General features: G+C 72.0%; 15 protein-coding genes and 1 riboswitch. Of the genes, 8 read left to right on the top strand and 7 right to left on the bottom strand.

Features of this window, described 5'->3' with window-relative positions; all coding sequences use genetic code 11:
• Positions 1-45 precede the first annotated feature (45 nt).
• A riboswitch (TPP riboswitch) is annotated at positions 46-154 on the bottom strand.
• Between the two features lie 149 nt (positions 155-303).
• Complete coding sequence (locus tag ASF20_RS22130) at positions 304-1053, top strand: BA14K family protein (protein ID WP_056278072.1); 750 nt, start codon at positions 304-306, stop codon at positions 1051-1053.
• A gap of 108 nt (positions 1054-1161) precedes the next feature.
• On the opposite strand, the gene ASF20_RS22125 is transcribed toward ASF20_RS22130, so the two are convergent.
• From ASF20_RS22125 to ASF20_RS22115, 3 genes are all read right to left on the bottom strand, one after another.
• The gene (locus ASF20_RS22125) at positions 1162-1416 is read right to left on the bottom strand and encodes a hypothetical protein (RefSeq protein WP_056278069.1); all 255 of its coding nucleotides are present in this window, start codon (positions 1414-1416) and stop codon (positions 1162-1164) included.
• 125 nt (positions 1417-1541) lie between these two features.
• The gene (locus ASF20_RS22120) at positions 1542-1763 is read right to left on the bottom strand and encodes a hypothetical protein (RefSeq protein ID WP_056278065.1); all 222 of its coding nucleotides are present in this window, start codon (positions 1761-1763) and stop codon (positions 1542-1544) included.
• A 186-nt stretch (positions 1764-1949) separates the two neighbouring features.
• Positions 1950-2765, bottom strand: a complete 816-nt coding sequence (locus ASF20_RS22115; RefSeq protein WP_056278062.1) for a hypothetical protein — start codon at positions 2763-2765, stop codon at positions 1950-1952.
• A gap of 264 nt (positions 2766-3029) precedes the next feature.
• Here ASF20_RS22115 and ASF20_RS22110 point away from each other — a divergent pair, with 264 nt between their 5' ends.
• From ASF20_RS22110 to ASF20_RS22100, 3 genes are all read left to right on the top strand, one after another.
• Positions 3030-3866 (top strand): alpha/beta hydrolase, encoded by an 837-nt coding sequence (locus tag ASF20_RS22110; protein ID WP_056278057.1) that lies wholly within the window; start codon positions 3030-3032, stop codon positions 3864-3866.
• 25 nt (positions 3867-3891) lie between these two features.
• A complete protein-coding gene (locus tag ASF20_RS22105) occupies positions 3892-4266 on the top strand; it encodes a hypothetical protein (RefSeq protein WP_056278054.1) in 375 nt (124 codons plus the stop codon).
• A 208-nt stretch (positions 4267-4474) separates the two neighbouring features.
• Positions 4475-5569, top strand: a complete 1095-nt coding sequence (locus ASF20_RS22100) for an acyltransferase family protein (RefSeq protein WP_056278487.1) — start codon at positions 4475-4477, stop codon at positions 5567-5569.
• Positions 5570-5573: 4 nt separating this feature from the next.
• On the opposite strand, the gene ASF20_RS22095 is transcribed toward ASF20_RS22100, so the two are convergent.
• On the bottom strand, positions 5574-6431 hold the full coding sequence (locus ASF20_RS22095) for a gamma-glutamyl-gamma-aminobutyrate hydrolase family protein (protein ID WP_056278051.1): 858 nt from the start codon (positions 6429-6431) through the stop codon (positions 5574-5576).
• Positions 6432-6576: 145 nt separating this feature from the next.
• On the opposite strand from ASF20_RS22095, the gene ASF20_RS22090 reads away from it, so the two are divergent.
• Complete coding sequence (locus tag ASF20_RS22090) at positions 6577-6870, top strand: hypothetical protein (protein WP_056278047.1); 294 nt, start codon at positions 6577-6579, stop codon at positions 6868-6870.
• A gap of 10 nt (positions 6871-6880) precedes the next feature.
• Here the strand turns inward: ASF20_RS22090 and ASF20_RS22085 are convergent, their stop codons facing one another.
• Positions 6881-7090, bottom strand: a complete 210-nt coding sequence (locus tag ASF20_RS22085; RefSeq protein WP_056212257.1) for a hypothetical protein — start codon at positions 7088-7090, stop codon at positions 6881-6883.
• A 180-nt stretch (positions 7091-7270) separates the two neighbouring features.
• Here ASF20_RS22085 and ASF20_RS22080 point away from each other — a divergent pair, with 180 nt between their 5' ends.
• From ASF20_RS22080 to ASF20_RS22070, 3 genes are all read left to right on the top strand, one after another.
• A complete protein-coding gene (locus tag ASF20_RS22080; RefSeq protein ID WP_056212260.1) occupies positions 7271-7594 on the top strand; it encodes a hypothetical protein in 324 nt (107 codons plus the stop codon).
• A 60-nt stretch (positions 7595-7654) separates the two neighbouring features.
• Positions 7655-8104, top strand: a complete 450-nt coding sequence (locus ASF20_RS22075; protein ID WP_056278044.1) for a GNAT family N-acetyltransferase — start codon at positions 7655-7657, stop codon at positions 8102-8104.
• A gap of 227 nt (positions 8105-8331) precedes the next feature.
• Positions 8332-10533: a PBP1A family penicillin-binding protein gene (locus ASF20_RS22070; protein WP_056278041.1), complete on the top strand. Its 2202-nt coding sequence runs from the start codon at positions 8332-8334 to the stop codon at positions 10531-10533.
• Between the two features lie 113 nt (positions 10534-10646).
• Here the strand turns inward: ASF20_RS22070 and ASF20_RS22065 are convergent, their stop codons facing one another.
• Together ASF20_RS22065 and ASF20_RS22060 are read right to left on the bottom strand one after the other, a co-directional pair.
• Positions 10647-12164, bottom strand: coding sequence for an FAD-dependent monooxygenase (locus ASF20_RS22065; protein WP_056278038.1), 1518 nt, complete (start codon positions 12162-12164; stop codon positions 10647-10649).
• Between the two features lie 115 nt (positions 12165-12279).
• Positions 12280-13557 (bottom strand): porin, encoded by a 1278-nt coding sequence (locus ASF20_RS22060; RefSeq protein WP_082501529.1) that lies wholly within the window; start codon positions 13555-13557, stop codon positions 12280-12282.
• Positions 13558-13632 lie beyond the last annotated feature (75 nt).

The following is a 13632-nucleotide window of genomic DNA, read 5'->3' as shown; positions in this document are numbered from 1 at the left end:
CGCGAACGGCGGTGTCGGATGGGACGACGCCTGAACATGCGCGCCGCGTCTTGGAATTCCCGTCCCTCCGCCGGTACGAACCGGATCAGGTTCAAGGGTCAGGGCGTCGCGCCCAATCTCAGCCCCCGCACTCGGAGCTCCCCTCGGAATGCTTCCAGATTCGAGGTCGGCGGCCGTTTTGTCAATCGCCGGCCCGACGAACTGAGACGGAATAGGGCCTGAAACGAACTTTATCGTCAGGCCCCGCGTTCCTTTACCAGAAGTTCGATCCTCGGGATCGGCATGCGAACGACAGGTTCTCCCATGAAGCGCATACTCCTGGCATCGGCCGCCCTGGTCGGGGCCCTCTCGATGATTCCCGCCTCAGCGGACGCACGTCCGGGCGGCGGTGGTGGTTTCCGTGGCGGTGGCGGCGGGTTCCACGGCGGCGGCCTGGGTGGCGGCGGATTCCGCGGCGGCAACTTCGGCGGCGGTGGCTTCCGCGGTGGTCTCGCCCAGGGCGGCGGGTTCCGCGGCGGCAATGTCGGGGGCAACTTCGGCGGCGGCGGGTTCCGCGGCGGCCTCGCGCAGGGTGGCTTCAACCGCGGCGGGTTCAACCGCGGCGGGACCATCGGCGTGGGCGCCGGTGCCGTCGGTGCCGGGGCGGGCCTCGCTGCCGGCAACGGCTTCCGGGGTGATCGCGGCGGCTTCAACCGCGGTGGGTTCAACCGGGGTGGCGCCTATGCCGGGCGCGGCTACGGCTACCGTCGCGGCTATGGCGGCCTCGGCCTCGGGCTCGGCCTGGGTCTCGCCGGCGCCGGGATCGGCTACGGCCTCGGCAGCGCCTATGGCGGCTACTACGGCGACGACTATTACGCCAGCGGCTATGCGCCGGCCTATTACGGCGGTTACGCGCCCTATGGTGGCGGCTATGCCGCGACGGGCTACGAGGCCACCCCGGAGGTCGCGACCAGCGGCGAGGACGTCGCCTACTGCGTCCAGCGCTTCCGGTCCTACGACCGCCGCACCGGGACCTATCTCGGCAATGACGGTCAGCGCCACGCCTGCCCGTAACGGCTGACAGGCTCCGGGACGATTAGAAGGGGCTCCGCCGCGCGGCGGGGCCCTTTCGCGTCCGCGGGGCACTTTGATCGGGGGTGCGGAGGCCGGACGCGTCGGGCCTCACGAGCCCTGCAGGCTCTCGGCGAAGTCGTCCGGCACCTCGCCGAAGCTGCCGAGGATCGTGGCGCTCTCCAGTTCCCCCGTCTCGTCGTCGGCCACGACCTTGATCGCCGCCGTCCCGGGAAAGCGGGCGGCCATCGCCTCGGCCTTCTTCAGGGCGCCGCTCTCCGTCACCGCCACCTCACTGTCGCCCGGCGAGAGCCGCTTGCGCTTGAGCACGAAGGTCTGCACCAGGAACGTCGTCTTGAGGGCCATCGCAGGGTCTCTCCACCGGGCCGCGCCGGATCGCGTCGGATCCGGATACCGAGCGCACCTAGCACGAAAGCCCGGTTCCCACGCGACCCGAACGCCGCGGACAGGCCCGGGCCGCGCTCCTCCGCTCAGGCTATCGGTTCGTGTGGTGCCTCGAGCCGCTGGATCAGGCGCCCCCCGTCCCAGAGCTCGACCGAACGGCCGTCCATGAAGGCCCGTGCCCGCTCCAGCGCCTCCGCCTCGGTGCAGCCCGCGAGGGACTTGGTGCGAAGGACGCGGCCGGCATTGTTCAGCAGCAGCACGCGGTAGGCCGACGGCGGCGTCCCCTGCCCCGGCGCATCGTCCCGCATGCCCCCCTCCCGCCTCGACGATCGCGACGGGCCGGTGCGTCGCCCCGAATTCAAGACGAACCGCGCACCGACTCCGCATGTGTCGCAAGAGTACGGCTCTGCTCGTTAACGTACACACCGCATCGGCAAATCATTCCACGATGGGTTCAAGTCTTCCGTTCGCGGTGGTCGCCCCGCACGAGCGGATCACCACAGGCGCACCAGCCGGAAACCTGCGATCACATCTGCGAGATCGATGCCGAGCAGGTCCGTCAACAGCAAGCTGGCGCGGAACAGCGGCCGGGTGAAGGCGGCGGATACGAGGAAAAGACCCAGCAGCACCAGCCCCGAATGCCGGGCCATCCGGTCCACGAAGGCCCAGGGCGGGGATGGCGGCGAAGCCGGCGGGCCGGAGAGCCAGGGTCGGACGATGCCGTAGCCGTCGAGCCCTGGGATCGGCATCAGCCCGAGCACCAGGGCTGTGCCCTGGAACAGCACCGAGACGGCGAGCACCGCACGCAGCGTCTCGGCCTTCGGACTGGCCAGGGCATAGAGCAGCGCGAGAACGACGAGGAAGAGGACGCTCATCGCCGGGCCGGCGGCGGCCACCGCCGATTGCCGTCCCCGGCTCAACCCGGCCTCGGGCGGACCGCCGACGCGGCCTGGCAATCCCACGTCGCCCGGAAATCCCACGCCCCCCGGAAATCCCACACCCCCCATGATGGTGAAGAGCGCCGGCAGCAGCATGGTCACCACGGGGTTGGGGGACCGCAGGGGATCGAGGCTGAGCGCGCCGGTCGGGGACAGGCCCCAGAACAGCGCGGCCCGGGCATGGCCGTATTCGTGCAGGCACAGGCCCAGCACCCAGCCGGACATCAGGAACACGAAGGCGGCGCCCGAGCCCGCGAGCGCCCCGGCGCCGATGCCGAAGCCGACTCCGCAGAAGATCAGCCCGATGAGGAGCGCGTTCGGGCTCAGGCCGGGACCGCCCATGCCCTCCGCGCGGCCGGACGCGTCCCTCATGCCACGCCGCGCCGGACCGGTGCGGGCGCGGCGGACCGGTGACGCGTCGTCAGGAGGCGGCTTTGGGGCCGGAGGCCGCTTCGGGGAGGGACGGGCGCGGGAGCATTCACGCGACGCAACATCGCTGGTGACACGCCAAAGTCCAGCCCTACCTCTCGGAGACGCCCCAGTGTCCCCTCCATCCCCAGGGTCCGGCGCGGTTCGGCGCCCCGCCACGACGGTCCGGGGTCGTCGCTCGGTCGCGGCTTCCCCTTCATCGAGCGCATGCGCCTTCTCGCTTCCCTCGTGGCCACCGCCATCCTCGGTCTCTCCGTCCTGGCTGTGACCCTGCTGACCGTCTTCCAGCGGCACCTGATCTATCCGGGCGCCTTCCGCAGCCGAGCGCCCGCACCCGCCCGGCCGGCGCCCCCGGGCACGGAGGCGATCAGCCTGCCCACGGCCGACGGCGAGCGGCTGTTCGGGTTCTGGCGCGCGCCGGAGCCGGGCTGTCCCGTGGTGCTCAGCTTCCACGGCAACGGCTCGCGGCCGGAGCCCGGTGCGGCGCGCTTTGCCGGCGCTCCCTGGCGCGGGGCGGGCTGGGGCGTCCTCGCCATCGCCTATCCCGGCTCGACCGGGAGTCCGAGCGAGGCGGGGCTGATCGCCGACGGACAGGCGGCCTACGCGATGGTCCAGGCGCGGGTCCCCGGAACCCCGGTGCTGCTGCACGGCCACTCCCTCGGGGCCGCGGTGGCGGTGGCCCTGGCCGAGGCCCGGCCGCATCTCGGCCTCTATCTCGAGGCGCCCTTCGACTCCCTCTCCGCCATCGTCGCCGGGCGCTTCCCCTTCCTGCCGACCAGCCTGCTCCTTCGGGACACCTTCCGGTCTGATGCGCGCATCGCCGCCGAGGGCGGTCCGATCGTCATCGTCCACGGCCGGGACGACCCGGTGGTGCCCCTCGCGCATGCCGAGCGGCTGGCGGCGCAGGCCGGTCCGCGCACGCGCCTGACGGTCATCGCCGGCGACCACGTCTCCATTCTCGGGACCCAGGACCGCGAGGCCGCGGCCGTGTTCCAACCGAACGACCCCGCCCAGCGCCGGCCTGTTCCGGCAGCGGTCCACTGACGCACGCATCCGACGGGAGACACCCTTGGGACGACGAGCCCGACTCTGGCGCGACGACGACCCGGCGACGCACGGTCCGCAGGCTAAGTCTCCGGTGATCTGCCCGCTCTGCGAGCGGCCGATCCCGCCCCATGCCAAATCGAGCCTGCACCACCTGACCCCGAAGCTGAAGGGCGGGGCGCGGGCCGGCACCGTGCGCCTACACCAGATCTGCCATTCGGCGATCCACGCCCGCTTCAGCGAGGCCGAGATCGCCCGGCGCCTCGCCGACGTCGATGCCCTGCGGGCGGCGCCCGAGATGGCAGAGTTCCTGGCCTGGGTCCGCACCAAGCCGGACGACTTTCACGCCGCGACCCGCATGACCCGCGACCGCCGGGGCGCCAAGCGCGACCCGCATTGAGGGCGGCGAGGGGTGGCCGCACGCGGGCAAGGCGTGGCCCAAACCGGAGCCGGTCACGGCCCGGCCTTTACCCTCCGTTCGGCATGATCCGCGGGCGGTCCTCGCCGTATCGCCATCCTTAAGACCTGGCGCCGAAGGATCGCGGTCCTGTGGGCGGGGGCGGATCATGGCGGCGGTCGCGGTGGGACAAGGCACGGCGGAAGGAACGGTGGACGGAACGGGGCAGCGCGCAGCGGGATCCCCGCGGGATGCCGCCCGGCTCGCCTGGGTGGATGTCGCCAAGGGCCTGTGCATCATCCTCGTGGTCATGATGCATGCGACGCTCGGCACCGGAATCGCGATGGAGGGCGAGGGCTTCCTGCACACCGTGGTGGCCTTCGCGCGCCCGTTCCGCATCCCGGACTTCTTCCTGCTGTCGGGCCTGTTCCTCGGCCGGGTCATCGACCGCGACTGGCGCCTGTTCCTCGACCGGCGCCTCGTGCACTTCGTCTACTTCTACGTCCTCTGGGTGCTGATCCAGTCGGCCTTCAAGTACGGCCCGATCACCGACGGAGCCGGGCCGGGCGCCTTCGTCGTCCACCTCGCCCTGGCGGTGGTCGAACCCTACTCGACCTTGTGGTTCATCTACCTGCTGGCGGTGTTCTCGGTGCTGACCAAGGCGCTGCGGCCGGTGCCGACGGCCTGGCTCCTCGGCGGGGCGGCACTGCTGCAGGTCCTGCCGATCCATACCGGTTTCGAACTGATCGACGAGTTCTGCGACCGCTACGTCTGGTTCCTGGTCGGCTACCTCTTCGCCGCGCGCATCTTCACCTTCGCCGATCTCGTGCAACGCCACGCCCGCGCCGCGCTGCTCGGCCTGGCGCTCTGGGCCATGGTCAACACCGCGATGGTCTTCGTCCCCACGGGCTTCCCAGCCGTGCCGGTCCTGGCGAACCTCCCGGGCCTCGCCCTCGTCCTGAGCGGCGCCGGCGCCCTCGCGATCGTCGCCATCGGGGCCCTGATGTCCCGGGCCGGCGGGCCGGTGACGGCGGCGCTGCGGGCCTGCGGCCAGCGCTCGATCGTGATCTACCTCGCGTTCTTCTTGCCGATGGCCCTCACCCGCACGCTGATCGTGCGGTCGGGAGCGATCACCGACATCGGCTGGGCGAGCCTCGTCGTCACGGTGGTGGCGATCCTGGTTCCGCTGGGCTTCGAGCGGATGATCCGTCACACGCGCCTGTCGTTCCTTTTCGTGCGACCGCGGGCCTTCCACATCGTCGGCGCCCGCCCGCGGCCGGGCGCTCCCGCCCTGCGCGCGGTCTGAGCCCTCAGGCCGCGGCCTCGACCCGCGGCCGGACGAGACGGTCGAGGAAGTTCCCGATCTCCGCCCGCCGGCGGGCCGGCTCCAGCAGGTCTGGGCCGAGCCGGTGGCGGGCGATCCGGTCCCGGTGTCCCTCCGGGTCAGCATGGATGCGGCAGAGGTCCGCCGCATAGGCCTCCACCGCCGCGCGGTCGGGCAGCGCGCCCGCCTCCACCACGTCCTCGGCGCTGAGGCGCAGCATCGCGGCCAGGGCGTCGAGATCGAGTTCGGGGTGGTACTGCGTGCCCCAGAACACGCCGGCCCCGTGCCGGATCTCGATCGCCTGGACCGATAGGACCGCGTTGCCCGCCAGCACCGTGGCGTGGGCCGGCGGCGTGATGACGGCGTCGAGATGCATGGCGGGAGCATCGAAGCGCTCGCCCCGCCCGGCGAGGAGAGGGTGCGCCCGCCCGGCCTCGGTGCGCACGAGATCGCGCGAGAATCCGTATTCCGGACCCTTCGGGTTGCGGGCCGCATGGCCGCCGGCCACCACCGCGGCGACTTGGACGCCCCAGCACGAGCCGAAGACCGGAAGCCCGGCGCCGAGGGCTTCGCGCACGAGGTCGATCTGGCGCCGCACGGCGTCGGACGCGTCGCAGACGTGGAGCGTCGATCCCGTGAGGAAGAGGGCGTCGAAGCCGGCGAGCCGCGTCCCGGGGGATAAAGCCGCATCAGCGTCGGCCGGGGTGATCAGGGTGCAGTCGACCCCGGGCGAGATCTGGCGCAGGACCTCCGCATAGGCTTCCGCCGAGGTGACGCCGGTGGCTGAGACGTGATCGGCCCGTCCGGACCGGTCGTTCCCATCGGCCACGAGGAGGTGCAGCATGGATGCGGTCCCATCCGGCCCCGGGGGCCGGCCAAAGGGACGGGGAACGATCCCTGCCTGCCCTCGTTCCCGTCAGGCGGGACGCCGGATCGCCGCATGGCGGTCGGCGGCGATTCGCACCGAGAGCCCACGATCGGAGGCTTCGATGGCCACGCGACGTCCCGCGACCGCCCCACTCGGTCGCGCCCGCCCTCGGTGGGCCTCCCTGGGTCTCGCCCTCGCCGGTCTGGTGCCCGGCCTCGCTCCGGCGCCCGCCGCGGCGCAGTACATGGCCCTGACCGCCCCCGCGCCGAAACCGGCCGCGCCCGAGCCGCCGAAGCCGGTTCCGCCGCCGACCCGCGCGGCGGAGCAGGCCTTCGACGGACACCTGCCGAACCAGCGCACGGGACACGGGCGCGAGCGCGTGGTGCGCGACATCTGCATCGGCTGCGACCGCTGACCCCGATCGATCAGGTGTCCGCGCGGGCGCCTCGCGTGATCGCCTCCACCATGCCCTGCGACAGCCGCACGAACTGGCCGGTGCCATGCCCGCGCGCATCGAGGAGTTCGGCGAAGACTGGCTTGGCCGGCTCGTAGGCCAGGGCGTCGCGGGACCGCGGCCTTCGGCGCTTCTCCCGGAGGCGGTCGGCAAGGGCGGCAGGAACGAACGGATCGCGCAAGTCCGGCAGGCTCCTCGTCACGGCCCGCGCGGGTGGGAACCCGCCGGGCGAGGCCCGGGCTTAGGTCCAGGGTGGTTGCGGGAAGCTTAAGGCCGGGCCGCCCGTCACGCTCAGAACCCGCGATCACGGAACCGTATTCCCGCGGCCGTGGTTGGGTCTGCCGAACAGGGAGAAAACTTGATGTCTGACAGCGTGTTGGCGACCGTGACCGTTCCGTCTCTCAGGGCCGCCCGCGTGGCACGGGATCGTCTGTCGCGCGCCGGCTTCGCCCGCAACAGCATCGAGATCGACCGCGTGGACGACGACGCCTTCGAAGTGTCGATCGCGACCCGGCCGGAGAACCATGCCCGGGCCGAGCGCATCCTCAGCGGCTCGCCCCTGGGCAACGACCTGCGGGCCGCAGGACAGGCCGCGGCGAGCCGCTTCCAGGACAATCGCGGTCTCGCCCTCGGTCTCGCGGCCCTGGCGGGCTTCGCCCTGTTCGGCCTGATGCGCCGGGACTAGAACCACCCGCAAGACCCTCGCTCCGCCGGCTCCGGCCGGGGGAGCCGACCGGAGCGATGCGTGGCGAGCCGTTACGGGCTGGAGATGCGGTCGGCGAACGGCAGCGACGCGGCGGGCCTCGCCGAACTCCTGCGCGGCTCCGGCCACCCCGCCGCGAGCGAGACTTTGGCCGAGCGGATCGAGGCCCTGCGGCACGGCTCGGGCGCGGCCCTCGTCGCGGTCGAATGGGGTCCGCCGAGCGGCCTTGTGGTCCTGCACTGGTATCCCTCCCTCACGGCCAGCCTGCCCACGGCGCAGATCACCACCCTGCTGGTCGATCCCGAGGCCCGACGGCGCGGTATCGGCCGCCTTCTCCTTAAGGCGGCCTCGCAGGCGGCGCGCTCGGCCGGATGCGGCGAGATCCAGTTGCTGGCCCGCCACGACCAGGCGGATCTGCAGGCCTTCGGCGCCGCCACCGGATTCAGCGATCACGGCTCCGTCTCGGTCCGGCCCCTGCGCAAGAAGGGGTGAGCAGGCCCACCGGGTTGCGGGGGTCGAGCGGGCGCCCGCGCGGCCGCTCCCGCCGCCCCGGTCGCCCCCTGAACATCCGGTGCACGAACCGCGCGGGCCGTCGAATTTCCCCTGGTTTTTCAAGGCTTTGAAAAATCAGCCGGTTAACACCCCTTAAACCCGCCGCAATTACCGTGCGCAAGCAGGGTCGCTCGAATCGCGAACGAACCTTGGGGCAGACGGGACGCATGGCGAAGGGACGTGGAGGCGCGGGCAGGGGGGAGCCGAACTTCGACGTGCCCGAGGGCCGTGTCGGGGACCCGGCCGATCTCGATCTGCGGCTCTCGCGCGCCGATCGCGCGGGAGGCGGCGTGGCACGAGGCGAGTCAGGTTCACGGGGCGGCCGCGGCGCGAAGAGCCGTGCCCCCGCCCCATCACGGGCGCTGCGCAAGGCGCCGCGCCGGGCCCGCCGCTCGATCCTCGGCCGGCTCGTCTACGGCGTCCTCGTCCTCGGCCTCTGGGGGGTGATCGGCATCGCGGGGCTCGTGGCCTACCACGCGTCGCAGCTGCCGCCGATCGACCAACTCGCGGTCCCCAAGCGCCCGCCCAACATCGCCATCCTGGCGAGCGACGGTTCGCTCCTGGCCAATCGCGGCGAGACCGGCGGCCGGGTGGTCGGCATCAAGGAACTGCCGCCCTACCTGCCGCGTGCCTTCGTGGCCATCGAGGACCGGCGCTTCTACAGCCATTTCGGCGTCGATCCCGTCGGCATCGCCCGCGCGGTCGCCCAGAACGTGACCCGCCGCGGCGTGTCGCAGGGCGGCTCGACCCTGACGCAGCAGCTCGCCAAGAACCTGTTCCTCACCCCGGAACGCTCCGCATCGCGAAAGATCCAGGAGGCGATCCTGGCCCTCTGGCTGGAGCACAAGTACAGCAAGGACGAGATCCTCGAGCTCTACCTCAACCGCGTCTATTTCGGCGCCGGCGCCTACGGCGTGGAGGCCGCGGCCCAGCGCTATTTCGGCAAGCCCGCCAAGGCCGTGACGCTGGCGGAGGCGGCCATGCTCGGCGGCCTCGTGCAGGCGCCGTCGCGCCTGGCGCCGAACCGCAACCTGCCCGCCGCCCAGGCCCGTGCCGCCCAGGTGCTCGCCGCCATGGAGGAGCTGGGCTTCGCCAAGCCCGCCGACGTCAAGCTGGCGCTCGCGACCCCGGCCCGGCCCGCCGGCGTACGCGGCGGCGGCTCGGCCAACTACGTCGCCGACCTCGTCATGGATGTCCTCGACGACTTCGTGCCGAAGTTCGAGAGCGACATCGTCATCGCCACCACCGTCGAGACCGGCCTTCAGGCCGCCGGCGAGAAGGCGCTGGTGGACGAGCTGAACCAGAAGGGCGGCCGCTACAACGTCGCCCAGGGCGCCCTCGTCTCGATGAAGCCGGACGGGGCGATCCGCGCCCTGGTGGGCGGGCGCGACTATGCCCAGAGCCAGTTCAACCGCGCCACCACGGCCAAGCGCCAGCCCGGCTCGTCGTTCAAGCCCTTCGTCTACCTCGCGGCGGTCGAGCACGGCCTGACCCCCGATTCCGTGCGGGAGGACGCCCCGATCAGCATCAGGGGCTGGAGCCCGGAGAACTATTCCCGCGATTACCGGGGCGCGGTGACCCTGCGCGACGCCCTCGCGCTCTCCCTCAACACCGTGGCTGTCCGCCTCGGCCAGGAGGTCGGGCCCAAGACCGTGGTGCAGACGGCCCAGCGCCTCGGCATCTCCTCCCCGCTGCAGGCCAACGGCTCGATCGCGCTCGGCACCTCGGAGGTGACGCCCCTGGAGATGGTGGGCGCCTACGCCGCCTTCGCCAATGGCGGCACGGGGGTGATCCCCTACGTCATCGCCAGCGTGAAGAGTGCCGACGGCAAGGTGCTCTACCGGCGCAAGGACGGCGGCCTCGGCCGCGTCATCGACGCCAGCGCGGTCTCGATGATGAACGCCATGATGCACGAAACCTTCGTGAGCGGCACCGCCAGGAAGGCGGAGGTTCCGGGCTGGGATCTCGCCGGCAAGACCGGCACCAGCCAGGACTTCCGCGATGCCTGGTTCATCGGCTACTCGGCCACCCTGGTGACCGGCGTCTGGCTCGGCAACGACGACGGCGAGCCGACGAAGAAGGTCTCGGGCGGCAACCTGCCGGGCGAGATCTGGAAGGCCTACATGACCGTGGCGCTGAAGGGCCAGAGCCCGGTGATGCTCCCCGGCGCCAATCGCTGGCGCAACCGCGGCCCGTCGTCCGAGCCCGCCGTCACCAACAGCACCCCGGGCGGCCTGATCGGCGCCCTCCTGGGCGAGCCGCAGGCCGCCGCCCCGCCGCGCCCGGCCGCCCGCCACGCGGATGCGAGCCGCGGCCCAAGCCAGGACGACCGCAACTTCCTCGAGAAGCTGTTCGGGGTCGGCGAGTAGCGCCGGCTCCGGATCCCCTCCAATCGTTACTGCGGGGTGACAGGTCCGCGCTTCGCCCAGGCGCAGCGCGAGCCGGCGGATACGGTCCTGGCTCCGGTCCAGCCGGACCAATGTCAGTCGTCCGGTCCCCAGGTCAGCCCGTGCTGCGCCTGGAAGGCGGCCAGCGTCGAGACGGAGGCTTGCCCATCGGCGAGGGCCACGTAGCCGTCGGGCCGCACGAGGTAGAGGGCGTCCCGGGCAAGACCGACGCGCTCGGCCTCGGGGCTCCAGGCGCAGACGTGCAGGCGCAGACCCTGCTGACCGCACCAGCGCGCCAGGTCCGGCGCCGCCGCCCCGTGGACCCGCACCCGCCATTCCGGGTCGTCCACGTCCGCGCCCGGCACCCAAGGCAGCCGGTCCCCGCCATGGATCCGGCCCGCCCGGCCGGCGCTGAGCGCGCTGTGCCGGTAGGCCAGGGCGATCTGCGCGATCGTTCGGAACAGGTAGCGCCGAAGGGCCGGGGAACCGGCGACGAGCCGTGCCAGCAGAGGCGCGAGGGTGGTCCGCCCGAGCTGCGCCAGCGGGGTCTCCGACGTCGCCAGGGTAAACACCCGGTCCGTCGTCGCGACGAGCCGGCGGGCAAAGCCGATCCGCTCGGTCTCGTAGGTGTCGAGCAAAGCGTCGTCGGCCCGCCCCCGGAGACAGGCGGCGAGCTTCCAGCCGAGATTCATCGCGTCGCCGATGCCGGTGTTCATGCCCTGCCCGCCGGCCGGGCTGTGAATGTGTCCCGCATCCCCGAGCAGGAAGGCGCGCCCGTCGCGAAAGCGGTCGGCGACCCGGTGATGCACCCGGTAGGTCGAGAACCAATTCACGGTCCGCGGCGCGATCCGCAGCCGCTCCAGCGCAGTGACGGCGATCTCGTCGAAGGTCAGGCGCTCGCCGCGACCGGCCTGATCGTCGCGCATCGTTCCGACGAGACGCGCCCGCCCGCGCTCCGCCAGGGGGAACACGGCGAGGAAATCGGCGGCCCCGTCGAGGTTGATATGGATCTCGCCGTCGATGGCCGGGCCGTCCGCGGCGAGATCGGCGACGTAGAAGAAGCGCTCGTAGGTGCCGCCCGGGAACCCGATGCCCAGGGTCTCGCGCACCGTCGAGCGTGCGCCGTCGCACCCGGCGAGGTAGGCGGCCGCCACCTGGGCCGGCGCTCCCTCGGCCGTGCGCAGGGTGGCGACGACGCGCGCCCTGTCCTGCGTGAACCCGATGAGTTCGGTGCCTCGCTCAACCCGGATCCCGGCCGCGGCGAGGCGATCGATCAGGAGCCGCTCGTGCGCGTCCTGCGGGTAGATCAGCAGGAAGGGATAGGGCGTCGGGTCCCGCGGGTCGGCCGCGAAGGCCACGCGGGCGCGCCGGGTGCCGGCGGCCCAGACGTTGACGGCCGGCACCCGGTGCCCCGCGGCGGCGACCGCCTCGGCGAGGCCGAGGAGGCGGTAGAGTTCGAGGGTGCGCGCCTGGATTCCGAGCGCCCGGGAGGCGGTGCCGGGCCCCGCTGTCCGGTCGATGATCCGGACGCGGATGCCGAGCCGTGTCAGCCACAGGGCGAGGACCAAGCCCGTGGGCCCGGCGCCGACGATCAGGACTTCCGTGCGTTCCATGGATCGTCATGCCGACCCGGATCGCCGGGCGCGGCCCGGCCTGCCGGCGCATCGTAGCATCGCCCCGGGGGCCGGCCGCAAGCCTGCCCAACGGGCTTAGGCCATCCCGAACCGCCTACCAGTAGAGCTGAAACCGCCCGATGAAGCTGTCCGCGTCGATGGTGCGGCCGCCCTGCACCGCCGACGGGCTGGTATGCGAGCGGACGTAGTCGGCGACCACGCGGATGTTGCGGTCGGGGTACCAGTTCAGTCCGACCGTGACGTCGCGCTCGATGCCGCCGCGAATGCCGGCATCGTCGAGGTCGATGGCGCTGAAGCGGGTGCCGAGTTCGAAGACGCCGATCCCGCCCCGCGAGACACGGTCGGCCTCCGCCACCTGCACGCCGGAGAAGATCGCGTAGGTGGCACCGTAATCGGGGGCGAGCTTGTAGGCGCGGCCCTTGCCGTTGAGAATGAGGCTGGCCTGGACGTAGCCGCCCTGGAAGCCGACCGTGCGGGCGCCCCCGAAGCGCTCCACCTCCGTGCGGATGTACTCGGCCTGGACCAGGAACGGGCCGTCGCGATAGGCCGTCTCGAGGCCGATGCGGCGGACGCCCGACGCGTCGCGGATGGCGCCGGTGTCGACGAAGTCGCGCTGGTACAGGAACGCCTCGGACCGGCTCGACAGCGACAGCCCCTGCCCGTCGCGGGGCAGATCGCGAAAGCTTCCGGCGAGGCCGAGATGCAGCACCCGGTCGTCCTCGTGGATCGGCGCGTAGGTGGCGCGCCCCGTGGCGGCGACACCCTCGCTGCCGACCCCGGTATTGGCGTTGCCGCCGAAGACGCTGGCGACCACCGTCCAGTCCTCTCCGTGGCGGCCGAGCGCGAAACCGAAATTGCGGGCCGGCGCGAAGGCGTCGGCGAGCGAGCGCTCGGTGAACAGGGTGTTGTTGTCGCCGGTCAGCTGGTCGAGGCTGAAGGGCTCCTTCATGTTGCCCACCGTCAGGAGGGTGTTCGCGAAGCCCGTATAGGCGGCGGCCGCGTCGTTGATCGGCCGCATCGGGTCGGCGAAATCGTACTGGAGGGCGAGCTCCAGGCTCTTGCCGAGGGTGAGATAGCTCTCAATCCAGGCCCGGCGCACCGCGAAATTCTCCGGGAAGGGCTCGGGAAAGCCGGGCTGCCGGATGGCCGCCGCCCCGTAATCGAGCTGCAGCTTGCCGCCGATGCGCAGCTTGGCGACATCGGGGAAGCGCAGGGTGATGCCCTTCTCGTCGATCGTCAGGGTCTCGCCGTTGGGCTGGTCGGGATTGCGCGTGTCGGGCCGGCTCTTGTCGGTCTTGGCGTCCTCGGACAGCGCAGGAGTGCCGGCGAGGCAGCACAGGCCGAGGACGACCGAATCCAGCCATCGCACCATCGCACGCATTCCTCACAGGGGCCCGGCGCGGACCGTCCGCGCCGGATCGTCCCCGGCCATTGGCCACAACTTCGC

The organism is Methylobacterium sp. Leaf88, assembly GCF_001422795.1.
Classification (GTDB): domain Bacteria; phylum Pseudomonadota; class Alphaproteobacteria; order Rhizobiales; family Beijerinckiaceae; genus Methylobacterium.
The sequence above is the reverse complement of the archived record's forward strand: the minus strand, read 5'-3'. Positions and strand labels throughout refer to the sequence as shown.